The organism is Segatella sp. (assembly GCF_977051555.1).
Genome location: NZ_CDRSSE010000003.1, coordinates 81,490 through 105,768, shown reverse-complemented (window position 1 = coordinate 105,768; position 24,279 = coordinate 81,490). Strand labels below are relative to the sequence as shown.

Sequence of the window (24,279 nt, the reverse complement as noted above, 5' to 3'; positions counted from 1 at the left end):
ATTCCAGCAACTAAAGCGATTGCTTGAGTTGCTGGAATTTTTGTTGGCAGTGCTGCTTATAGCTGTAGCCGAACCATTTGCGCTGGTATTTTCTATAGGTATAGATGGCGCAGAATCTGAGGGAATCGAAGAGGGAATGTCTGCCCACCTCATAGATGGTAGGCGGAATCCTGACAAAATACAGGTCGGCCACCGTATCGAAAGCCGAGAAAGCCTTTACCCCCGGCAGACTCAGCAGCCATTCCTCAGCCATGAACCGGTTGTGCAGCTTGGTATCTTCGTCTAGGGCAGGGAGCGTTCTGAAATAAGAAGCCTTCGCCCACCAGAAGTTGCCGGCATACATCTTGTTCTTGAAAGGCGGGAAGAGATAGCTTCCGTAGGTATCATATCCCGCTTCCAGGGTGTTGACAGCCACTTTCCACTGGTTCATCAGGAAATATTCCATCATTCTTCTCCATGCCACGATCTTATCCACGAACCCCCTGAATTCCCTGTCTTCCTGATGCAGGGTAGTCTGATAGGTGATTCCCTTGGTATGGAAATAGTAGAAGAGGAAGTCTTCGTGCTGCGATTTCTCATACATATAATCGAGTGCCGGAAATTCGAATCGCTGTGGATTGGTGGTCTTGGAAACAAATTCTATCTTATCTGCCGAGTATTGTCGCAGGATATCTTCCAGTTCCATGATATCTTCGTTGTTTCTGGCGATGCAGCTGATATAGAGCCGGTTGCTAGCCCCGAGCAGTCCGCTGTCGGCGAGATGCTGCATCTGTTCCCTTACCATCTCTTTCCAGTTGGCGTCGCAGAAGATATGGTAGATGCCGTAGATGGGAGTAGAACAGGCTGGAGTATGGTTCCAGGACGACAGGTCCTTGCGTTCGTATATTCCCAATGTACTCTTGTATATTCTCTTTAGAATGGATGTCATGATGCTGATGGATGCTTTAATGAGATGCTGATGATGCTTTCAAGGAATTGATGAGACGCTGGAACATGGTTTTCATGTCGTATCTTGGCGTCCAGCCGAGCTGATGCACCTTGCTGCAGGACAGACGGAGCCGGGTCATCGGAGAATAGCCCATGCCTTCCTTCAGTTGGATAACCGGCTGGATATCCGGATTGAAAGTGTTGCAGAGGAACTTCGCCATATCGATGATGGAAATATAGGTTGACTCGTTGGCAACATTGTATGCCTCGCCGTCTTCACCCTTCAGCAGGATGAAAAGGATTGCCTCGATGGCATCAACCGTGTAGCAATAGCAGCGGCTCAGTTCACCGGTGGTATGGAGAACGATGTCTTCTCCGGCAATGATGTTGCGGGCAAACTGTGCGAAAACGCGGTTGTCATCTGCCGTAACTCCTGCTCCGAAGGTCTGGGCGAGGCGGGCTGTCTTGACATGCACCCCATATTCCTTGGCATAGGCATGGCAGAGACATTCGGCTGCTCTCTTGGCTACGGGATAGCTGCTGCGGGTATCTGAAAGATGGATGTAGCCCTGCTCTTCCTCGCTGAGCGGATGGGAATCATCATAGATGCTTCCATATACCTCCAGAGATGAAACATTGACGATAGAGGCGGTGTGCTGGCGGAGGGCGAAACGCAGGAGCTGCGCTGTGCCGTCGAAATCGGTCATCATGGTTTCTACCGGCTTGCTGACGAAGTATTGGGATGCCGTAGGACTGGCAAAATGCACCAGATAATCGATATGAACCTCCTGTGGCATTTCCTCTGTCTTGCTGAAATCATGCTTCAGAATCACGATGTTCTTGCCCAAAACCTCTGCAGAATGGGCATCTTCCTGAGGATGACCTAGTACCTGCTGCGCCTTTTCTTCGTTTCTTACGAAGCAGACGATGGTCAGGTTCAGTCCGTGCTGTCTGTCGAGTTCTTCCAGGCAATGAACCATGCAGGAGCCCAGCAAGCCCGTAGCTCCCGTAATGCCGATGGTCTTGTTTCTCAGTTGTCCGTAAAGCGGAAAGCTTTTGGCAAAGTCTTTCCAGTCTTCCTGTTCTATTTCGTTATGTTTCATTTCTTCTCTATCTTTATCAGAAACCGAAAATCTGCTGGTTCTCATGTACCATTACCATGGCACGGAACACAAAGAAATCGGTTGGCGTTGTAATCTTGATGTTCTCCATCGGACCGATGATGGTACCGAGTTTATAGCCGTAGTGGCTCATCATCGTGCAGGAATCGATGAAGTTGTGTCTGCCTTCTTCTATCGCCTTGCGGTGTGAAGAAAGGATATCTTTCAGTCGGAAACTCTGTGGTGCTCTGGCAATCAGAGAATTGTCTCGTTCCGGAATTTCCAGCGAGTTGTCTTCCTGCTTTACGATGAAAGTCTCTGTGGCTGGTATGCAGGTGATGCAGGAGCCGCATTCTTCCACCTTTCGGATATTGTCTGTAATGGTTTCCTCGGTGATGAGTGGGCGTACGCCGTCATGAATGAGCACGTTGGCATCTCTGCCGCCGGCAAATTCCTCGGTAGCACAGAGTCCGTGATAGATGGAATCCTGTCCGCTGTTGCCGCCAGGAACAATCTTCACCACCTTGCTGATTTCGAACTTGCGTATCATCTTCTCCAGGAAAGGAATCCATGATTCGATGCAGGCTACGACGATGCCATCTATCTCCGGATGATTGTCGAACAATTCCAGAGTATAGATGATGATAGGTTTGCCGTTCAGTTCCAGAAACTGCTTAGGTCTTGACTTGGTGTGCATTCTGAGGCCGGAGCCTCCTGCAAAGATGACTGCTATGTTCATAAGATTCCTTTTTTAGAGAGTTATTATAAAGAATGGGGCTTTGGGAGCCGCTTATTTCATGATCTGGGTTGCCTGGTCTGACATGTAGGTGAACAGCCAGTAGCCATTCCATGCCCAGAGATACAGGGTGAGTAACCAGCAGGAATATCTCAGGATGACCTGTCTGCCCGGTGTGAGCGACTTCATCAGATAGGCGATGGCAATAGGAATGATGAATATCCAGTGGCAAGCCATGATATACATCTCGTTCAGACCGAATCCCATCACGAAGTGGATGACGATGTCTAATCCCAGCCAGCTCAGTACCATGAGGAAGAACTTATGGCGGATGCCAACCACGATGCCGATGATGAACAGCAGCGAGATGATGGCTTCGATGACATAATTGAATGCATAGTTATACTTCACGATGGTAGGGCGGTTTACGCACATATCGTCGAGGAGATAAGAATCGTGGAGCTGGATGGATTCTCCCATCATGTTGTGAATCAGGGCATCGGTTCTGGAAGTTGACGTATCGGTCCATTTCCAGAATCCCTCCTGCTTCATCGGTTCTCCAGTATGTGCCATAACCCAGGCATGATGGATGGAATCCTTACGCTGCTGTTCCGGGTCCTTGGCATGTGCCTTTACCTCAATCTGCTTGTCTACATGGAATTGGGGTTCCCTTACTTCTGTATAGATAAGATAGGCAGTAGTTAACAGCAGGATGGCTGGCAGAATCATTGCCACGAGATTCTTAGGGGCAAAGACCTTCCTGCCGTTGGTAAACCAGGCTGCCAGATAGGTCTTGGCTATGTTGCTGAGGGTGACTCCTCCGGTCAGGAAACTGAGGATGCCGATTGTCCAGGCAGACAGTTGGCGTCTCTCCTTCATCGCCATGCCCGCCAGATACAGCGTCATGGTCAGCATGAGGAGCGACCAGCAGAAGTGGTCGGGTACCAGCATGGAAACCATCACCATACCGAAGGAATAGAGCATGGTGGAGAAAAGGATGCAGTCTTTCTTCTTCAGTTCGATGATTTCCCGGAAGATGCGGTATACGAAGATGAAGGAATAGAAGGCGCTTGCAATGAGCAGGATAGCCATGAATACCATTGCATAGTTTGTATCGCCCGAAGATATCAGTTCCTTGTTGATGAGATAGAAAGGATAGAGGATGACAGCAAAGAGCGGATGGCGCGGAATCTCGAAATAGAGTTTGCCATTCGACATAAAGATATACGACCATGCATCAAAGCCGGATACATGGAAGGTTTTGGCGAACAACTGCCAGAAACTGACATGGTGCGCTCTGAGGAAAAGGTTGCCGTATTTGTAGAAAAACAACCCGTTGAGCAGCACGAATACCAGTAGAGCCACGAGGCCCGGTATCCTTTCTTCTTTCTTTATTTTAAAAATATTCTTCATTGTCTTATTCTTATTTTGGGTGCAAAGTTAGTGTAAAAAATTGATTGTGAGAAGAAAAATGAGGAAATATTTCGTTTTGTCTGGTTTTTGTGGCGGTTTTATTTGGCGTTGTCTTCTTTTTAAGTTATCTTTGTGGCAAAAAAGGAAATGACAGTTTCCGATGATTGTGTATCGTTAACGAATATCATAAATATGAAACAGCCTGCTAAGATTGATGTCGCCGTATTGATGCTCTTCTTCAATCGTCCCGACAATTTTCAGAAAGTGTTCGACGAGGTGAAGAAGGCTCGTCCTGCCAAGTTGTTCCTTTATCAGGATGGAGCAAGGGGCGAACGTGACGTGCCGGGTATCGAGGCTTGCCGGCAGATTGCATCAGATGAGAATATTGATTGGGAGTGTGAGGTTTACCGCTCTTATCAGACAAAAAACCAGGGATGCGACCCATCGGAGTATCTCTCCCAGAAATGGGCTTTCTCGATGGTGGACAAGTGCATCGTATTGGAAGATGACGATGTGCCGAGCCAGTCGTTCTTCCCTTTCTGTAAGGAGATGCTCGACCGCTATGAGCACGATGAACGCATCGCCATGATTGCCGGATTCAATGAGGATGAGATAACGCCCGACTGCGAGGACAGCTATTTCTTTACCTCTATCTTCGCTATTTGGGGATGGGCTTCCTGGCGGCGCGTGGTGGATAAATGGGAGGGTGATTATGCCTTCCTGCGCGACAAGCAGGCTATGCAGCGTCTGCAGTCGCTGGTGAAGCAACGTGGATACCGCAAGGATTTCATTCCGATGTGCTGGGATCATGCCCATAGCGGCAAGGAGTTTTATGAGAGTATCTTCTGGGCTTCGATGCTGCTGAATTCCAGTCTGGCTATCATGCCATCCAGAAATCTCATCAATAATCTGGGTCTCTCTGCAGATTCTACCCATTTTGCGGGCAGCATGAAGACCACCCCGAAGGCTTACCGCCGTATCTTCACCATGAAGCGCCATGAGCTGGAGTTCCCGCTGAAACATCCTAAATATGTGGTGGAAAACGTAGATTTCAAAGAAAGGTTGTACAAGACCAATGCCTGGGGACACCCGCTCATCAAGATGTCGCGCTCTCTGGAGGAACTGCTGTTGAACTTGCGCTATGGCAATTTCTCAGGTATCTTCAAGGCAATGGGACGCCGCTGGCGCAAAATGCTGGGAAGTGATAAGCACGTTTAATCGCAGACTTAAAATAAATAAGCACGCCTGCTCTCTGACTTGAATGAGAGTGGGCGTGCTTATTCTTTTATTTAGCAGAAATATCCGATAATCAGGATTCCGTTATATATCAGCAGGAACAGTCCTATGGTGAGCAACAGACTCTTCAGACAGAGGCTGTAGCGCTGCTGCCTGGTTTCTTTCAGAAGGAAACCGATGGCGATAGGAATGGCGTATATCCAATGACCTGCCATGATATATACCTCGTTGAGGCCGAATCCGAGTCCGATATGCAGCAGCATGTCGAGACCGAAATACGACATCACCAGCCAGAGATACCTGCTCTTTCTGCCAGCCCAGATGCCGGCAAGGAACAGGATGATGATGAGTGCCTCTACGATATAGTTGAAGGCATAGCGGTAGTTGACGAACATCGGGCGGTGGCGCAATTCATCCTGCAGCACGTAATCCTGATGCAGCTGGATAGATTCGCCCATCAGGTTCTCTACGATAGACAGGGTTCGGGAACTGGTGGCATCGGTCCAGTTCATGAATTCACCTTTCATGATAGGTGCACCTTGCTTAGGTCCTATTTTCTTTCTGGCTTCATTGCGTGCCAGTTGCTTTGCCTTCTGTATGCTGTCGTTTTTGTTTTTCTGTGCTATTTCTTCAGGCGTAATGATCTTCAGACCTCTTTGGATGGAATCTTTTGTCAGCGAATCCTTTATCTGTTTGAGCTGTGCCATACGCTCCTGTCGGGCTTCCTTTTCGGCAGTCTTCTTGGCTTTCATCTCCTTCCGTGCCATCTCGACAGGCCATACGAAGGTGCGGTATTCCCATCGGCAGAATCCCCATAGCAGGGCAGCTGGCAGGATGACCGCCAGAAGGAGATATTTAGGGCGGAAGAAACGCTTTCTGTTGACAAAGAGGGCTGAAAAGAAGATTTTCAGACCATTGTTGAGTGATGTGCCGGCTGTCAGAACGAAATATACCACCGTTTGCCATATCTTGAGCGGGTGGTTATGTTTGATTCTGCGTCCGGAGACGTAGAGCGCCAGAATGAGCAGCAGCATGGAGATGACGAAGTGGTCGGGCACGATGCAGGTTACCATGACGTAGCCGAAGGAGAAGAACAGCAAGGTGAGAATAGACGATGCTGCCTTGTCCAGCTCCAGCACTTCGCGAAAGATTCTCTGCAGGAAAAGGGTGGCATAGATGCCGCAGAACATCTGGATGATTACTGCGATGAAAAGGGCACAGTTGTAGCCTGTGAGTTTCATCAGTCCCATATTGATGAGGTAAGGGATATACATGTAAAAGGCGAGCAGCGGGTGGCGGTATACATTATATGCCGCACTCCAATCGCTTAATACCCAATAGGTTAAAGGGTCGAAGCCGGATACGCAGAATTGGCGGATGAAGTTCTTGTAATAGTCATCCGTAACGAGGGTAAAGGTACCGGCATAGCGGGCTATCACCACACCATTCAGTATGGCTAGTGTCAGGAAAATGCCCAATGCGAGCCATCTTTCCTCTTTCTTGATTTTAAAAATATCGAATATCTTTTTCATATCTTTCTTTTATCGTGTTTTGGAATCCCTTATTTCTTCAGAAAGAATCTCACCAGAAGGAAGTTTACCGGGATGCAGATGCAGAGGGTGGGTATCATAGCCAGCTGTTTGGCTAGACCCAAGCCTACGAAGAGGTTGAGACAGAGGGTCTGCATCGAGTAGTTGACGATGTGGGAGAGGGTGAATCCTGCTCCGCGCTTGGCATTCGCCTTTACCTTGAAGGTATAGCGGGTGCTGGCGATGAAATTGAAGATGAAACTCACGATATAGGCGATGGTGTTGGCTGTGGTAGCCAGGCTGTGGTCGCCCATGTTGGGGATAAAATGGGTCAGTGCCGGCATCATAGCCAGGTAGATGACATATTGCAGCACCGTAGCCAGTCCGCCTACGATTCCGAATCTGATGACTTCGCCCAGCTTCTCCCGCTTGGCATCATCCATATTATTTATCTTGTTCTTGATATTCATGTTGCAAAAGTACTTCAAAATCTACAAATTACCAAATAATCCTGGTATTATTTATCTCAGCATCTTTCCTTTTCCGAAGAGATAAGCCAGATGGGTCTTCTCCATCATCTTTGCGATGCCGATGCTTCCGGCTATGGCGATGAAGATGGTAACGAGGGCGAAGATAATCTCGCTCCTGTCCCAGCCAAAGAAGGGATGATAAAACTTGGCTGCCATCGTAAAGATGGGGTGGAAGAGGTAGATAGGCAGCGTGTTGCGACCTATATATAATAAGGTGTCTTCTGTTTTTCGGATGCAGGCTTTATCCTGTAAGCGGATGATGAGGCTGTGAATCCACATCAGGGATGAAATGCAGCACCAGCAGGAAAAGACGATGGCGAGCGTTCCCCAGTCGTACCATTCTTCCATGCCCAGAAGTAGCAGCCAGAGAAGTAGGGCTGCTGGGGAAGGGCGGAATATCCTGTCAAAGCCGATATGGCATTGTCTGAGCACAACGCCGATGAAATAATAGGTGGCGGCACTCGGCGAAAGAGCAGGTGTCTTGGACAGGAGCAGGAGTAGGGTGGCGAAGATAAAGAGGCTTGTAGTGGTACTCATCGTCGTTTCCCCTTGTCTGAGTTTCCCCCAGGTTGCTCCCTTGAAACTGACGTAATAGAGAATGCCGCAGATAATCATGGTCTGGATGAACCAATAGGGACCGATGGAAGTAACGAATATCTTTTCACAAATCTGCGCGAGGGATAGTTCCGTGATGCCATCTCTTACGGGCATGAAATAGGAAAGTACAGAAAATCCGGTAACCATGATGACGTAAGGCAAGGCGAGACACATCAGGTACCTTCCCATCTCCTTTGGGCTTTTCTCGATATTGACAAGATAGCCTGTGATAATGAGGAAGGTAGGCATCATGAACGAGAGGATGCCTGCCTTGAGCTGGGGGTATGCGTTGCCGAAGCTCACGATATGAATCAATATCATGAGAATGATGAGGATGGCTCTTATCCAGTCGATGTCTGTATTCCTTTGTTTCATAATGAATATCTTCAAAATCTTTATTTGTTGATGTTACAATTGGGGGCAAATTTACAAAAAATATTCTTTTCCTCAAAATCTTTTTGCCTGAAATCCCCCAGATTCTCAAAATCTTTTTGAAACGGACCTTCAGTTTGTACTTAAATTATATGCAAAATAGAGTAAGCAATATGCTGTAAATCAGCGAGTTGATATACTTGATACGGCGTTTCGCCGTACATGGGTAGTTGAGCAGTATTCTTGGAGGTGTATATAAATACCATAAAAGATACATAATCTTTACAATTATATCTTTCTAAAGGGTGCGATAAAATGATTCATTACAGGCTTCACTAAGGTTATATCTAGGGACTGTAGAACGAACATGCTGCCCCTTTTTTCGTATTATTGGCATCACGCAAAACGGACTTTTAGGATACTCTGAGTGACGGAAGAGAGTGACTATCCGGCTACAAATGCAGCTTTGGATGATTGAAAGCAGAAATTGTTAATTTTTGAAAAATACAAGAGAAAAGAGACATTTTTATCGGGAATAGCCCCTTTCAGGTGTCGCATTCCCCCACCAATGCGACACCTAAATGATAGCAATGCGACACCTAGGCAGGGGAATGCGACACCTTTTTCCAAATATTTTTTGTATATTTGCTCCATGATTGCGAGATTGGAGCCATGCCGGAATGCTGTTCGGCATACCTGTTCATCATACAGGCAAGCCTCTTATGTTTCCAGGAATCATCTTCGTTCTGATGATCCAATGGGCATGATGGCGAAGCCTATCCCATCATAGAGGAAAGCTCCTTATCTTTGCGATAAACAGGCAAGCAGATATATAAGACAAAATATTAACATTTATCATTTATAACAAAAAGTGTATGAAAAAGAAACAATTACACAAATCGAATCGGCTCGTCACGATGCTGCTGCTCGTGATGGCTATCCTCATGCCTTATGGGGGGGCATGGGCGCAAACAGCTAGTCAACCGTCAGAGGGTGACGGAAGTACAGACCATCCTTACATCATCACCAAAGCTGAGGAGTTGGCGTGGTTCCGCGATCAGGTGAATGGCGGAAATAAAAAAATCTGCGCTAAGATTGCAGATAATGTTGAGGTCATAGACCTAAAGAACTTCTGTCATGCGGCTGATGCCTCTAAAAAGATAGACGAACAGAGTTGGGTGCCTATTGGAAATTATAATAAACTATACGTAGGCACTTTCGACGGAAATGGCAAGACCATCACCAACCTTTATATCAATGCAAGCCAAGAGAATATGGGACTTTTCGGTTATACCTTTGAAGGTACAATCAAGAACCTAACCTTTGAGTATGCGAATGTGACAAATACGAACAATTACGCAGGAGTTTTAGTTGGTAAGGCATTTTGGGGAAGTACCCTTCAAAATATCAAAATATCAAATACTTGCCAGATAAAAGGAGGTAAATATACTGGCGGTATTGCAGGTTATCTTGATGGTAACGCCTACAACTGTGTGAACTACGCCACGGTACAAGGAATACAATATATCGGCGGTCTTTGCGGCTACTACAGTAGAACAGGTAATTCTATGACCGCCTGTGCCAACTATGGAAATGTAACTGCATCAAGTCTGGGTGTCGGTGGCTTAGTTGGCTATTTCGATAGCGGAACAATCCAAGATTGCGCCAATTATGGAGATGTAAAAGGTACAGATCGTATTGCTGGCATGGCTGGTTCTGTAAACAAAGGCAAGATACAGAACGTGTTCAGCTATGGCAACATCAGTGTCACAAACAAAATACAAAATGTAGGCATGTTTTTTGGCTATTCTAGTTCTGGGGCTACTGAAGGCATGGTGGCATACTATAGTGGCGCAAAGCTGACTGTAAACGGTCAAGAACAAACTGTAAAAGCCTTCGGAAATGGCAAGCCTTCAGAAGATAACGCAACAGGAATTACAGAAACCAAGCTGAAGAGCGGTGTTGTTGCCTATCAGCTCCAGCAAAACGCTTCGAGCAAAGCAAAATGGGGACAAAATCTGGCTAATGATGGAGACATCTATCCTGTCATTGGTTCGGAGCATCAGGTTTATGCTACTGAAGATTTGCTTGTAAATTGCAAAACCTATGAGGTGGTGACGGGTAGTTTCACCAACAATACCACCAGTTCCGCAATAATGTATCAACACGGAACGACAATTCACCATGCTGCTACAGACGCTACTTGCACCGAAGCAGCAACCAAGGAATATTGGCAATGCCAGGACTGCCAAAGGACATATTCCGACAGCCAATTGACCAAGGAATTGACTGATGTAACGAACGCAGAGCATCCTGCCCTTGGACACGACAACAATGAGGATGGCTATTGCAAGCGTTGCCAGCATTATGTGGCTGTCAAGCCTTCAGAGGAAAATGGGGTGTACCTGATAGCCAAACCTTGCCATTTGGCGTGGTTCCGTGACTATGTGAACGGAACTATCGTGGACGAAGGCGGAGTAGCTGGAACTACTCACCCTTCGGCATCTGCCATGCTGACTGCGGATATCGACCTAAAGAACTACTGCCATGCGGCAGAAGACGGCAAGGAACTCTTGAGCTGGATTCCGATAGGCTATGTCAATAATAGCTGGAAGGGAAATATGGACGGTCAGGGACATACCATCTCACATCTCTATATCAAGACAGCACAAAACTATGTGGGGCTTTTTGGCTATACTGACGGTGCGACTATCCAAGACCTTATCTTTGACAATGCCAAGGTGGAGAATGTGAACACAACAGGCACGAATACATCTTACACCGGTATCTTGGCAGGATATGCATACGCATACCCGGATTCTCCAGCACATATAAAGGGCATTAAAACCACAAAGAATTGTACTGTAATAGGACAAGAAGATACTGGCGGTATTGTTGGATTTGCCAAAATAAATCTCGAAAACTGCGAGAATCACTCCAGCGTGAAGGGCACAAAGTCTGTTGGCGGAATTGCAGGTCATAGCACTGAAATAAACATCAGGCGCAGCATCAATTATGGAACCGTTGAAAACAATAATAACTATATTGGTGGAATCATAGGGTATGCTTATGGAACAAGTATCGAAGATTGCGCCAACTATGGCAAGATATCAAGCACAGGTTTGTATACCGGTGGCATAGCAGGACAAACGGTGGCTAACAGCAATATCCAGAATGTATTCAGTTATGGAGATGTGACGAATAATAAGAATACAAATCTTAATTCAGGAATCATTATAGGTTATGTAGACGGTACACTAACCGCAAAGGGCATTACAGCTTACAACAAGGAGGCATTGCTGAACAACTCATCTGAGAACATCAAAATAGTTGGTAAGGGAAATCTGACTTTCGAAGACGGAAAGGTTGAAGCTGACGTGGTCAAGGCATTCACCAAACAGCAGATAAAGAGCGGTGAGGTGGCATGGCTGCTGAATGGCTCTACATCTACCTCTGCAGAAGGAAGCACCTTGGCATGGTATCAGAAGTTGGGCGAAAATGCTTATCCTGTACTGACAGCTGCTGAGGGCAATACAGTATATAATGGATCATTCCGTTACTGCGATGGAACGACTTCCTCATATAGCAACAGTTCTTCTGATAGTGAATTGATTCACGTAGCATCTGCCACTTTAACTAGCCCAGAGTTCGACTCCGACAAGCACATCTATCACATGGGCTGCCGCAACGAAGGCTGCACTCTTCATAAGTATTTCGCTGATGCAGATGGAACACTGGAGGCTAAGGCAGAAGATGGCAAGTTCTATGTCAAGGAACTGAACCTTACCGATGATGCTTCTACAGCCATCAACACCCAGGCTGAGTTCACGGTGAAGAACCTTCAGTATAGCCGTCAGCTCAATGAGAGACAGACGGGTTATGTAACACTCTGCCTTCCTTTCGATATCAATGTTGCTGATGTTACTGGTGCAGAGAAATGCTATCCGGTAGGAGATATGATGATTCACATGCCTACAAATGATGCAAGTGTATTGAAATTCGTTCTTATGCTCGATGAGCAGTCTATCATCAAGGCTGGTACACCAATGATTGTTAAGCTTGGTGCAGAGGGAACAGCTCAGAATTTGGTTGTAACGGCACAGAATGTAGAGTATAACGCAGCTCCAACAGCCAAGTCGCTGACTCTGAGAGACTGGGATGGTAAGAGTGGCTTTATGACTATCTGCCATGAACTGGAAAGTGCCTCAATAGGTGGTGTTTATACAACTACTCCTATGGCAGAGGGAAGCTACAGTTTCCGTGAAGATGGTAAGTTTGGTATCCACACCGGTGATTTGTCTCCTTATCGCATGTATCTGAACGTCCAGCCATCGCAGTCGGCTTCTTCACGTACCATGCTGTTTAGCATCGGTTTGCCAGACGACAGTTCTACTACAGGTATCCGCATCATCAGCTTAGGAGATGGCAAACAGACTGGTTCATCAGCCATCTATACGTTAGAGGGCCAGCGCGTAATGGGAACACCTCGCAAGGGCATCTATATCAAGAATGGTAAGAAATTTAGTGTTAAATAATTAATCAACAAGGAATTATGAAAAAGAAAGAATATATATCACCTGCAATTCAGGTATTTGAAATAAATACTCCTTGCATCCTGGCAGGAAGTGGAGAAGAAACCGGTGGAGGAAGTACCGGAGGTGGAATATCGCAAGAAGAATGGGATAGTTGGGGACCAGGCTTCGGTTCGAATGATCCGAACTACCCAGGTCAGGGAGTGTAATTTTACGCTTCTGATACTAATATAAGTAAGGGCTGCAAATGGTAACAATACCGCTTGCAGCCCTTTTGGGATATGATACGGATGCAGACTGAGACGGAAATTATATGTTTTATGTTGTCAGCCAAGCAACTCAAGTGGTTCAATCAAGCAACTCAAGTAGTTCAGTAAGACAATTCAGGTAGTTCAGTCAGCGAGTTCAGACGTCTCAGTTAGCTTACGCAGACGTCTCGATAAGCTTACGGATACGTCTCCGTTAGCTTACGCAGTAATATCTGTAACCCGATGCAGACATATTCGTAACCCAGCGCAGCCATATTCGTAACCCAGCGCAGCCATATCCGTAACCCAGCGCAGCCATATTCGTAACCCGATGCAGCCATATCAGTAACCCGATACAGCCTGTAGTTTCCTATATTTAGTTTACTACCTACTCACTAAAGCTTTTACCCTTACAGGCGCGATATTTCCTTATCGCCACGGCTATCACCGAATGCTTTTATCTCGTATTGGGAGCGGGCGAAAGGATAAAATAGAAAGGTATCTACAAGATATTCTATAGCCAAATCGAAGGGAAATGGCTCGATTTGGCTATAGTATAACCTATTCTTTAGCCAAATCGAGTTAAAATTCATCGATTTGGCTAAAGAATCCTTGCTTTTCTCGAATAATTATCTTATATTTGCACCATTATTAAAGTTAGATTAAAAAGGTATGGAGCAAATTATCGGACGAAAGAAAGAAATCGGGCTGTTGACAGAATATTATCATTCTGGCAAAGCTGAGTTTGTGGCTGTATATGGCAGGCGTCGTATCGGCAAGACTTATCTTGTGAGAAATCTCTTCCGTGATAAGTTCGCCTTTGATATGTCTGGGTCTATAGAGGCACCAGCTGAGGCGCAACTCTCTAATTTCGGGTTTGCGCTGAGAGAATATGGAGATTCCCAACAGTCTATTCCTCAGAATTGGACAGAGGCTTTTGAGGCTTTGAAACAGTTGTTAAAGGCAAAAATGAAAGGAGAACGACTCGTTGTTTTTATCGATGAACTACCCTGCTTGGATACACCGAAATCTGGTTTCCAACAGGCTTTTGAGCACTTTTGGAACGGATGGGCTGCTTACCAAAGTGAAATCATGCTTATCGTTTGTGGCAGTGCCACGTCATGGATGATAGCCAATCTGATAGATAGTCATGGTGGGCTTCATAATAGGATAACGCACGAGATGTATCTTGCTCCTTTTACTCTTCGTGAGACGGAACTGATGCTGCAAGCTTATGGATTCTCATGGACTCGCATTTCTATCCTTCAGATATATAGCATCCTGGGTGGTGTGCCTTATTATCTCAGTTTGTTGGATAAAAAGCAAGGTGTGGAAGGGAATGTCGACAGATTGTTTTTCTCATCCCACGCTGAGCTGAAGCGAGAATATGGAAGACTTTATTCGTCCTTGTTTAGAAATTCTGAGGTCTATATGCGTGTCATAGAGGCACTTGCATCATGTAGACAAGGTATGACTCGAAAGGAAATCACGGAGAAATTGAAGCTGAAATCGGGTGGAACCTTGACAAAGGTTCTTAGTGAATTGATAAATTGCGATTTCGTAAGAGGGTATAATACCAGGGATAAGAAGATAAAGCAGAAAGATCAAATCTTTCAGCTCACCGACCTCTATACATTATTTTATATGACGTTTTGCCATCCTGGTACGACGGACACGGGATATTGGACTCACTTGATGGGCAAACCTCGTCAAAATACTTGGTATGGATTGGCTTTTGAGCGAGTTTGCATGTTGCATATTCCTCAAATCAAGCATTTCTTAGGTATAGACCAAATCCATACCGAGTATTATTCTTGGCGAAGTAAGGTTTCAAAGCCAGCTGCGCAAATCGACTTGCTGATAGAACGTGCCGATAATCTCGTGAATCTATGTGAAATCAAGTATTCGCAGATGCCTTACACGATCACTAAGGAGGAGGATATGCGCATTCGTAATCGTATGGCTGATTTCGTGGCAGAAACAGGGATAAAAAGTGGCATTATCCCAACGATGATTACTACTTTTGGCGTACGCCTTACACAGTATGCGGCCTTGGCTCAAGTACAAATCACAATGGACGACCTGTTCACTTGATTTTGGGCTAATAACCACGTTTTATCTAAAAGGCTTGTAATGTTCTTTGTCGGCGAAGGCAAGCATTTCCTGATCGCCACGGCTATCACCGAATGCTTCTATCTCGTATTGGGAGCGGTCGAAGGGAACGGATGCAGGAGAGGAGGTGGATGCTGGAGAGAAGGTGGATGTGGGTGCTGAAAGTGCCTCTGTGATGCGATGCACCTTTTCTGCGCCATAACAGTTGTTGCTCTTGAATTTGCCGGTAAGTCTGCCGTCAATCACTTCTATCTGGGTGCCTAAAACCTTAACTCCATCTAGGCCGCGAACTTTAAAGAACGGGCGAACCCAGTTGTCGATGCTGGCACTCACGATGAAAACCTGAGCACCGGCAACCAGGGCTTCGTGTACCAGCGTAACACCCTTGGGGCGCAACAGATGCTGGTATTCTTCGGCAAAATCGCGGCAGAGCGCATCAAACTTCTCTATACGCATGCCTGCAAAAAGATGGGTGAAGATGAGTTGCTTCGCCTTCCAGTTGGGAAAGAGATGCAGCTTCATCAGTACCAGGAGCGGACTGTACATCAGGAAAACCATCAGAAAGCGACCGGTACCTTTGGCATATCTGATGAATTCCAGCAGGGTATCGCTTGTTGTCAGCGTTCCGTCGAAATCGAAACAATATAATTTTTTCTTCATTTTCTTATACGATATAAATAAGGATCAGGAAAGAGAGCAGCCAGGCAAGCACGATAAACTGGGTGATGCGGTCGCGCAGGATAATCTTCGTAGGGTCACCACTCTTCTGGTCTACCACGGCTATCTGGATGTATCTCAGCAAACCAACCAGCACAAAGACACTCGTAAGATAGAGATTCTCGGTATGGAAATTCTCAATCACCTCCGGACTCACCGTATACATGATGTAACATACCAGGGTTACGGAAGCCGTAATCGTAATAGCCTGGTTGATGAAGGTGAGGTTGTAGCGGCTGGTATTCTTGCGGGGAGCCTCGCCCGTCTTCTCCATGCGCAGCACATCATCGCGGCGCTTGGCAAAACTCATGAAGAGGGTGATGAGGAAGGTCATCAGCACAATCCACTTACTGAGTACGATGCCCGTTGCTACACCACCTGCCAGCAGACGAAGTACGAAACCGAAGGCCACGATACACACATCGATGATGGCATATTGCTTGAATTTGGCGCAGTAGCCGAGATTCAGAAGCCAATAGAAGATGATGATTCCCATCGTTTCCCATGATTCTAGCAGACAGCATACACCCATAGAAAGGGCAAACATCAGGAACATCAGTCCGTATGCCTGCTTGATGCTGACCGCCCCCGATGCTATCGGACGATGGCACTTGACAGGGTGGCGGCGGTCGGCCTCCACATCATAGATATCGTTGAAACAATAGATGCTAGATGCAGCAAAACTGTAGGCGAAGAAAGTAATCAGACCCGCCAGCAGAGCATCTGCATGCAACAAGGCGCCGCCAAAGAACAGCGGTAAGAAGATAAAGCCATTCTTGATCCATTGCTTCGGGCGAACCAGTCGCAGCAGCGCTGCAAAACCTTTACTGTCTTCCAATTTATTCTCGTTCATAAAACTCCTATTTTCTTAATAAATTCTTTTTTACTTGATAAACTTAGCTAACTCTTTAGAAATCCATCCGGCTATCTTGCTCAGAATCCACGCTGCAGGCAGGGTGATGCCTATGCAGATGAAGAAGGTAGGCCAATAGCCCAAGTGATGCGGTTCTATGTATTTCAGCACGAAGTGGATATGGAGCAGATAACACTCCAGACTCAGCGCTCCCACAAACATGAAACCCCTGTTAAACCAGCCCGGTGTGCGGCGGAAGATGCGGTTCAGCAGCAGAATGCTGGTGATGGTGAGCGGGATATAGAGCATGCGCTCCAGGAAGAGCGGAAACATGCCGTGCTTCTCCTGTTCCAGGAAGATGCTCGCCAGCAGCGTCATCAGGAACATGAGCCATATCATCCATATCGAAGCACCGTCGAGCGTCTGTTTCTGTCTTACCATCTCACCCATATTGATGCCGATGAAGAAGATAGGCACGCGGCTCCAGAATATCTCCAGATGTCCTACTGCCTGATGTATCGGGGTGACATATTGTACCAGGATGCACCACATGATCATCACCACCGGCAGCCAGCGGTAGATAGGATGGCGCTTGATGAGTTCCATATAGGCAGGGGCAAAGAGATAGAGCATCATCGTAGCCGGGATGTACCAGAAGTTGAGCTCATCATGCAGCCAGAAGCCCCAGTTGATGGTTATCTCGCCAAAGAGATAGATCCAGTTCCAGGTGCTTCCGCCCTGGAAAGCCGGGATATAGAAGAGGCAGGCGATGATGAGCCAGGTAGGGTAGATGCGCAGATAACGGCGGATGAAGAAATGTTTGGCAGAAGGATTCTTCATCCACGAGAACCAGAGACCTATTCCGCTGAGAAAGAGGAACATGTCTACACCGACATTGCCCATTCTGCGAAGCCCGTAAAAGGCATCTTCTCTAGGCAATGCTACATGAAAGAGGATGATGAACAGCATGGCTGCTCCCATCAACTCGCCGCGAAACCGGCTGATATTCGCCAGTTCTATATCTTTTATCTTCCAATTCATGCTGGGTTATCTTTTTTATTTATTATGGGGGACAGGCGATGGAATCGCCTGGAACGGGGGCGCGCTTGCTGCTTTCTTTCTTGCTGCTTGCTTCTTCTTCGTTCTTTCTTCTTTCTTCCTTTTCCCTTTGTTCTTGCTTTTTCCTTTGTCCTTCCTTCTTCCTATTGAAGAGAGGGTTAGGGCTTCGGGTTTGGAATCTTCTTCATCAGTTGGGTGAAGAGCCATGCCAGGCAGATGCTCGATATGATGTAGAGGAGCAGACCGGCATAGATGTCGCCCTGACGGCTGATAGGGATGAATATCTTGCGGGTGATAGGATGGGTTACGAAGAGGGCGGCTGATATGCTGCCCATCCACTCTAATACCTTATATAAGCCTGATAACCAGCTGATATTCTGGAGTAGGTCGGCTACCAATACGCTCAGCAGACAGAAGAAGAAAGGCACGAAGGTCCAGCCAACCATGCTGCCGCTCAGACTGAAGATAAGCGACAGACAGAAGATGCAGCCAAAGAAGTTGGTGATAGGCGAATGGAACGTCATGAGTATCTTTTCGCCATATCTGGCATAGAGTATGCCCAGACCGAATGGCAGCATGCCACCCATAAAGTTGTAGCGGTAGCGGTTCATCACTTCACTCTCCGGATTGTCAAAGCCCAGGATGAGTTGAATGACGATGCAGATGGCCATCAATCCTACGATCCATCCCCAATAGCGGCGATAGAGCAGCAGACGGTAGATGATGTAAAGTTGCAGCATCAGACCGAAGAACCAGTACGGACCCGGCCAGATGATGTTGTCCGGATTCTCCAGCACATTGTTGAACATGCCCAACATCGATATGATATCCAGCACCTGATAGTGGTGAGGACCCTGCGTGATGTAGTCAACCATCGTGAATGCCACGAAACCTACTATCATCATCTTGAAGAGTTTCAGATAGTGATAGCGGATAAAGTGGAGCGGTTCGCGCCAGTTGATGCTTCCTGTAAGTTTCTTGCCCGATATGTTATACATTCTGGTCTGCTGTTCGGTAGAGAGATGAGGTTTTGCCTCGTATTTCATCACCAGTCCGTAAGCACTCAGGAAGAGGAATACGGGCACACCGTAATGGCCGAAGAACGAGAGCAGGTGTACAGGCAGGTTGAGGTCCATACTGACCATCACCTGGTTCAGCCAGTCAACATTGTGCTGAAAGTACTGATACTCGTTCTCCTTGACGATAGGGCCCAGCCAATGGCAGTAGTTATGCATGAAGATGCCGATGATGGCGAGTCCTCTCAGGGCATTGCATGCCGGGCGTGATAGAATAGCACTATTCATAATCAGTTTCTCCTTTCTTTCTTTTTTACCTTTTTACTTTCTTCCTTTTTTATCTTTTCCAGATGCGCATCACGAAGTTTGTCGTAATCGGCAGAGTTTTTGAGGATACGTGGTCGCATCTCGTCATATTTCGGACTCAGGATGTTATATTCCTCCTTATAGGTAGGAGTCTCAATGCCAGCCAGATACAGCAGGAGATGAGGCAGGGCATCGGTCATGAAGCGCTTATCCTTGGCCTTGCGTATCTGACGGTAGATATCGCGATGGTTCCTGATATATTTTGACGAACAGTATATCCAGAACGGAATTTCAAACTCATAGTGAGCCAGCGGCCAGTCGATTTCAGCAGAATGGTTACGGCAGATGAAGCCACGGTTCTCTTCGTAGCATTCTTCGCCGTGGTCGGGCACGTAGATGACGATGGCATCCTGCTTCTGGAAACGCTTTACAATCTGGGCTACGATAGAGTCGTTGTAGAGGGTGGCGTTATCGTAATGACTCAGCATCTTGCGCTGGGCATTGGTCAGTTCAGGGCGCTTGTCTTCATAACTGCTTGCCCAGAACCGGGCTTGCTTCGTGCGGTAACGCTGCTTATAGTTTACATGCTGTCCCATCAGGTGGAAGATGGTGAGGTTGTGCTCCTTCTGGAAGTTCTTCAGACTGTCATCATAATCCTTCAGCAGTCCGTCGTCCAGGTCGTGGAGCTGGGTGTTGCGGTGGTCAAACTGGAACTTGCTCAACTCCGGGTTGTTCAGGAAGAAACCGCCGCTGAAGTCGTAAACCGCCTCCTTTGCCTGTGGCAGGAATTCGTTGGTGATGAAGGTTACGTTGTAGCCTGCCTTGCGGAACACTTCAGGGAAGAGCGGATAGTCGCACCATTCGCCTTTCTCGCCTACCACATGGGTAGAGAGCATGTTCTTGAAAACGAAACTGGTCAGGTTCCAGCAGGTTACCACATCGGTAAACTTGGTGAGCTTGCGCGATTTCTCCAGGGCTACCTGTTGTGGAGTGGTATCCATGAAATAGCCGTACTGCTGGGAATGATGGCGGCCGAAGCTTTCGCCGATAATCAGTACGATGTTTGGCGAGCGGTAGCTGCAGCTGTCAACCTTTACCTCGTGGGCAGCATGAATGAGTTGGGTAATCTGATGCGCAGCCAGCTGGTTGGCATAGATACTGAATTGGAGTCGGTAGATTGGCAGATAGAGTACAGCATGATCCTTCTCTGTCAGGATATGCTCTACTTCGCCTATCGTTCTACCATTCATGAGTTTATGGTAAGCCATCTTGTTGTGCCAGGAGGTACAGCATCCTGTGATGAGGATGATGAGGCATAGGATTCCGAAGCTGGCAGGCATGGCTGCAGTCATGCGGGGGATAGCCATCAACCGTTTCTTGACTGAAGCCAACTCCAGAACGGTAATGATGAAAACGTATAGCTTGATGAGCTGCTTGCGGAAGATGGCGATGAGAATCTGGATGAGAGCCAGAAGCAGAATCCAGCCCACACTACTGAAGAGAACCTCGACAGAGATGAGGGCTGAGAGGAAACTGCTAGCCTCCGAACTGTTGGTCTCGCCCACCAGCATCAGCATAGAAGGGTTGAGCGTAGAGCCGAAATTCACGTAGCAATAGGTGTCGGCGGCAGCTGTACTATATAATATAAGGTATAGTACGGCACGCAGACCCCAGCGCACCTTCTTGGGGAAGATGGCGACAACGGCACACACAACATAGAGGTCGACAAAGAGTTCCAGGAACAGATTGTCGTATAAAGTGCCCTTGGCTGGTGTAGTCACGATAGAACTGATCATGCCCAGCAGGTACATGAACACAAAGAAGTTGGCATTTCTGCGAATCGGCGCAGAAGCCACGTTCAGACACTTCTTAATGATTTCTTTCCAACTCATTTTTTGCTGTTTGTTGTTTAAATATGATTTTAAGCGATTTCGGAGAGAGGGATGGCTAGAGCTGCCTGTAGTTTCTGACAGCCAGTTGTTCGATGCATTCCGGCACCATTCCCCTGATGCTTTCCTCCTCTTTGATACGCTTTCTGATTTCCGTGCTGCTGATGTTGAGCAGTGGAGTTTCTACGATGGTAACGCCATCCGGCACATTGCCAATGCTGGCTCCCTGACGCGGATAAACCACGATGGGATAGTGGGCTAGGATGTCGTCGTGGTGATACCACTTGTCGAAAGCTGCCCAGTTGTCGCCACCAATCAGCAGGGTGAACTCATTTTCCGGGTAATCCTTGCTGATGGCTTGCAGCGTATGCCAGGTATAAGATGGCTTAGGCAGGCGGAACTCATAGTCGCATGCCTTCAGTTGTGGCTCGTGCTCCAGCGCCTTCTCTACCATTTCCAGGCGCAGGTGGTCATCGAGCAAGTCGGTAGCGGTCTTCTTGAATGGGTTCATTGGAGAGACCATGAACCACACCTCGTCCAGGCAGGCCTTCTCGCAAAGGCTCTTCGCCAATGAGATATGGCCCGTATGGATGGGGTTGAAGCTACCGCCAAAGATTCCTACCTTCTTACTTTGAACTTTGAACATAGAACTTTGAACTTTATGATTAGCAAAGCGAGCTGTATTTGTCTTTGGGCCAGGCGATGGAATCGCCTGGGACGGGGGCTCTGCTTTGGGCTTTTGGCTTTTGCTATTCTGCGTCTAAAAAGGCCTTGACGAGCTGGTAAACCTCCTGCTGAGCCTTCTCCAGGTCATCGTTAACGACCACGTGGTCAAACTGAGGGGCAAAGGTCAGCTCATAGCTTGCCTTGGCAAGGCGCTGCTCGATAACCTCAGGCGCATCAGTTTTTCTGCCAACCAGACGGCGGCGCAATTCCTCTACCGAAGGAGGCTGGACAAAGATGCTCAAGGCACGTTCGCCATAAAACTTCTTGATGTTCACACCACCCTTCACGTCTACATCGAAAATCACCGACTCGCCCTTGGCAAGTTGGTTTTCTACCTGTGACTTCAGGGTGCCGTAGAATCTGTTCTGGTAAACCTCCTCATACTCCAGGAACTCGTCAGCCTCAATCTTAGCCTTGAATTCCTCTGGAGAGAGGAAGAAATACTCTACGCCATTCTGTTCTGTACCGCGAGGAGCACGAGAGGTGCAGCTGATAGAGAAAGCCAGCTTCAATTCCGGGTGCTCTTTCATCAGCCAGTTTACTATTGTGCTCTTACCGCTGCCCGATGGGGCGCTGAAAATTAATAATCCGTTCTTCATTTTTTTCTTCTTTTCTTTGTTTGCTGTTTTTGATGGGGGCTTTGGACAGGCGATGGAATCGCCTGGAACGGGGGCGAGAGGGGTGCCTGCCTCTTGTTTAGAGGGCATTCTGCTTTAGAGGGCATTCAGCACCTGCTCCTTGATCTGCTCCAGTTCGTCCTTCATCTTCACCACGATGTTCTGCATCTCTGCCTGGTTGCTCTTAGAGCCGGTGGTGTTGATTTCGCGTCCCATTTCCTGTGCGATGAAACCGAGTTTCTTGCCTACACCATGACCTTCCTCATTCATGGTCTCGCGGAAATACTTCAGGTGGTTGGCAAGGCGCTGCTTTTCCTCGCTGATGTCGAGCTTCTCGATGTAGTAGATGAGTTCCTGCTCCAGGCGGTTCTTGTCGTAATCCACATTCGGAATCTGCTGCAGACCGCTGACGATGTTCTGTCTGATCTTCTCCACGCGAGCCTTCTCGTATGGTTCGATGCTGGCAAGGAGAGTCTGGATATTATCCACCTTCTCTGTGAATTTCTTCTGGAGAGCAGCTCCTTCCTGCTTGCGGAAGGCTACGAGATGGTCTACAGCCTCGCAAATTGCATTTTTTGCCACTTCCCACTCCTCATCGCTCAATTCTTCCACATCCGTCTTCGTTGTTACATCAGGAAGACGCAACAAAGTGCTGTACCAGTCGGTTGGCTCAGGAATGCCTGTTTCAGCCGAAATCTTCTTGATTTGCTGGTAATAATTCTGTACAAGCGCCGCGTTGATAGGAGTGGCATCCGTAGTAGCATCCTTATCAATCCAGATGGCGAAGTCAACCTTGCCTCTTTCCAAATGTTTAGAGATATACTGACGGATTTCCATCTCCTTCTCTCTATAGAGCGGAGCAATACGAGTAGAGAGGTCAAGAGTCTTGCTATTTAATGACTTTATCTCTACATTAATCTTCTTTGTTTTAAAGGCCGCGGTAGCTTTTCCGAAGCCTGTCATTGACTGTATCATATAATCTTTCGCGTTAAATTTCTGCAAAAGTACAAAAAAAAGCGAGAAAATGAGTATATTTGCACCTTATTTAAGAATATATTTTTAAATTATGTCGTGTATTTTGAATATTGAGACGAGTACGGACGTGTGCTCAGTGGCAATTAGTGATAGTGGACAGGTGATTTTCAACCAGGAAGATCACACAGGTCCTAACCATGCTATTAAGTTGGGTGTGTTTGTGGATGAGGCTCTTGATTTCCTCGATTCTCATGGTCTTCCACTGGAGGCTGTGGCGGTAAGTTGTGGTCCGGGTTCCTATACCGGATTGCGAATCGGAGTGAGTATGGCGAAGGGCATCTGTTATGGTCGCGGTGTGAAACTCATCGCTGTTCCGACACTCGAACTGATGGCTGTGCCTGTATTGCTTGGCGAACATCCTGAGGAGGAAGACGCCCTCATCGTACCTATGCTCGACGCCCGCCGCATGGAGGTATATGCCGAAGTGCTCGACCGCGCCCTGAAGGTGGTTCGCCCTATCCAGGCTGATATTGTGGATGCTGATACCTACAAGGAATATCTGGACCAGCATCATGTGTACTTCTTCGGAAATGGCGCTGCCAAGTGTATGGAGACCATCAACCACCCGAATGCTCACCTCGTAGAGGGCATTGAGCCTTTGGCTAAGAATATGGCTCCGTTGGCAGAGAAGCGTTTTGTAGAGGGCAAATTCGAAGATGTGGCATATTTCGTGCCTTTCTATCTCAAGGATTTCGTGGCTAAGATGCCTAAGAAACTGCTCTAGAATTA

The 24,279-nt window shown here is 47.2% G+C and carries 20 protein-coding genes; 5 read left to right on the top strand and 15 right to left on the bottom strand.

The window, feature by feature from the left end; genetic code table 11:
* Positions 1–10: 10 nt before the first annotated feature.
* Genes ACWJAO_RS01420 through ACWJAO_RS01405 form a run of 4 tightly spaced genes read right to left on the bottom strand, consistent with a single transcriptional unit; the run spans position 11 to position 4,176 of the window.
* Positions 11–928: a hypothetical protein gene (locus tag ACWJAO_RS01420; protein WP_449139002.1), complete on the bottom strand. Its 918-nt coding sequence runs from the start codon at positions 926–928 to the stop codon at positions 11–13.
* A gap of 16 nt (positions 929–944) precedes the next feature.
* Complete coding sequence (locus tag ACWJAO_RS01415; protein ID WP_449139001.1) at positions 945–2,030, bottom strand: NAD-dependent epimerase/dehydratase family protein; 1,086 nt, start codon at positions 2,028–2,030, stop codon at positions 945–947.
* Between the two features lie 16 nt (positions 2,031–2,046).
* Positions 2,047–2,766: an IspD/TarI family cytidylyltransferase gene (locus tag ACWJAO_RS01410; protein ID WP_449139000.1), complete on the bottom strand. Its 720-nt coding sequence runs from the start codon at positions 2,764–2,766 to the stop codon at positions 2,047–2,049.
* Between the two features lie 51 nt (positions 2,767–2,817).
* The gene (locus tag ACWJAO_RS01405; protein WP_449138999.1) at positions 2,818–4,176 is read right to left on the bottom strand and encodes a DUF6080 domain-containing protein; all 1,359 of its coding nucleotides are present in this window, start codon (positions 4,174–4,176) and stop codon (positions 2,818–2,820) included.
* A gap of 192 nt (positions 4,177–4,368) precedes the next feature.
* On the opposite strand from ACWJAO_RS01405, the gene ACWJAO_RS01400 reads away from it, so the two are divergent.
* Positions 4,369–5,394, top strand: coding sequence for a hemolysin activation protein (locus ACWJAO_RS01400; protein WP_449138998.1), 1,026 nt, complete (start codon positions 4,369–4,371; stop codon positions 5,392–5,394).
* 71 nt (positions 5,395–5,465) lie between these two features.
* Here ACWJAO_RS01400 and ACWJAO_RS01395 read toward each other — a convergent pair whose 3' ends face one another.
* The 3 genes from ACWJAO_RS01395 to ACWJAO_RS01385 are packed head-to-tail and all read right to left on the bottom strand — an operon-like array spanning position 5,466 to position 8,443.
* Positions 5,466–6,944 (bottom strand): DUF6080 domain-containing protein, encoded by a 1,479-nt coding sequence (locus ACWJAO_RS01395; RefSeq protein ID WP_449138997.1) that lies wholly within the window; start codon positions 6,942–6,944, stop codon positions 5,466–5,468.
* Between the two features lie 29 nt (positions 6,945–6,973).
* Positions 6,974–7,411, bottom strand: a complete 438-nt coding sequence (locus tag ACWJAO_RS01390; RefSeq protein WP_153080216.1) for a GtrA family protein — start codon at positions 7,409–7,411, stop codon at positions 6,974–6,976.
* Between the two features lie 51 nt (positions 7,412–7,462).
* A complete protein-coding gene (locus ACWJAO_RS01385; protein ID WP_449138996.1) occupies positions 7,463–8,443 on the bottom strand; it encodes an acyltransferase family protein in 981 nt (326 codons plus the stop codon).
* Between the two features lie 872 nt (positions 8,444–9,315).
* Between ACWJAO_RS01385 and ACWJAO_RS01380 the strand changes: the two genes are divergently transcribed.
* The 3 genes from ACWJAO_RS01380 to ACWJAO_RS01370 all read left to right on the top strand — a co-directional run bounded on the left by ACWJAO_RS01380 (position 9,316) and on the right by ACWJAO_RS01370 (position 15,314).
* On the top strand, positions 9,316–12,975 hold the full coding sequence (locus tag ACWJAO_RS01380; protein WP_449138995.1) for a GLUG motif-containing protein: 3,660 nt from the start codon (positions 9,316–9,318) through the stop codon (positions 12,973–12,975).
* A 17-nt stretch (positions 12,976–12,992) separates the two neighbouring features.
* Complete coding sequence (locus ACWJAO_RS01375) at positions 12,993–13,181, top strand: hypothetical protein (RefSeq protein ID WP_449138994.1); 189 nt, start codon at positions 12,993–12,995, stop codon at positions 13,179–13,181.
* A 711-nt stretch (positions 13,182–13,892) separates the two neighbouring features.
* Entirely contained in the window at positions 13,893–15,314 is a 1,422-nt protein-coding gene (locus ACWJAO_RS01370) for an ATP-binding protein (RefSeq protein WP_449138993.1), read from the top strand.
* A 21-nt stretch (positions 15,315–15,335) separates the two neighbouring features.
* Here ACWJAO_RS01370 and ACWJAO_RS01365 read toward each other — a convergent pair whose 3' ends face one another.
* From ACWJAO_RS01365 to ACWJAO_RS01330, 8 genes are all read right to left on the bottom strand, one after another.
* Positions 15,336–15,992 (bottom strand): haloacid dehalogenase-like hydrolase, encoded by a 657-nt coding sequence (locus ACWJAO_RS01365; protein ID WP_449138992.1) that lies wholly within the window; start codon positions 15,990–15,992, stop codon positions 15,336–15,338.
* A gap of 4 nt (positions 15,993–15,996) precedes the next feature.
* The gene (locus ACWJAO_RS01360) at positions 15,997–16,902 is read right to left on the bottom strand and encodes a decaprenyl-phosphate phosphoribosyltransferase (protein WP_449138991.1); all 906 of its coding nucleotides are present in this window, start codon (positions 16,900–16,902) and stop codon (positions 15,997–15,999) included.
* 30 nt (positions 16,903–16,932) lie between these two features.
* Complete coding sequence (locus ACWJAO_RS01355) at positions 16,933–17,943, bottom strand: acyltransferase family protein (RefSeq protein WP_449138990.1); 1,011 nt, start codon at positions 17,941–17,943, stop codon at positions 16,933–16,935.
* 176 nt (positions 17,944–18,119) lie between these two features.
* A complete protein-coding gene (locus ACWJAO_RS01350; RefSeq protein ID WP_449138989.1) occupies positions 18,120–19,265 on the bottom strand; it encodes an acyltransferase family protein in 1,146 nt (381 codons plus the stop codon).
* A gap of 2 nt (positions 19,266–19,267) precedes the next feature.
* Positions 19,268–21,175 (bottom strand): phosphoethanolamine transferase, encoded by a 1,908-nt coding sequence (locus ACWJAO_RS01345; protein WP_449138988.1) that lies wholly within the window; start codon positions 21,173–21,175, stop codon positions 19,268–19,270.
* Positions 21,176–21,230: 55 nt separating this feature from the next.
* Positions 21,231–21,818 carry a nicotinate (nicotinamide) nucleotide adenylyltransferase gene (gene nadD / locus ACWJAO_RS01340; RefSeq protein WP_449138987.1) on the bottom strand — a complete coding sequence of 196 codons (588 nt, stop codon included), beginning with the start codon at positions 21,816–21,818 and terminating at the stop codon, positions 21,231–21,233.
* Between the two features lie 103 nt (positions 21,819–21,921).
* Positions 21,922–22,497, bottom strand: a complete 576-nt coding sequence (gene gmk, locus ACWJAO_RS01335; protein WP_449138986.1) for a guanylate kinase — start codon at positions 22,495–22,497, stop codon at positions 21,922–21,924.
* Between the two features lie 114 nt (positions 22,498–22,611).
* Complete coding sequence (locus ACWJAO_RS01330; protein ID WP_296081667.1) at positions 22,612–23,490, bottom strand: YicC/YloC family endoribonuclease; 879 nt, start codon at positions 23,488–23,490, stop codon at positions 22,612–22,614.
* A 91-nt stretch (positions 23,491–23,581) separates the two neighbouring features.
* Here ACWJAO_RS01330 and tsaB point away from each other — a divergent pair, with 91 nt between their 5' ends.
* Positions 23,582–24,274, top strand: coding sequence for a tRNA (adenosine(37)-N6)-threonylcarbamoyltransferase complex dimerization subunit type 1 TsaB (gene tsaB, locus ACWJAO_RS01325; protein ID WP_153113532.1), 693 nt, complete (start codon positions 23,582–23,584; stop codon positions 24,272–24,274).
* Positions 24,275–24,279 lie beyond the last annotated feature (5 nt).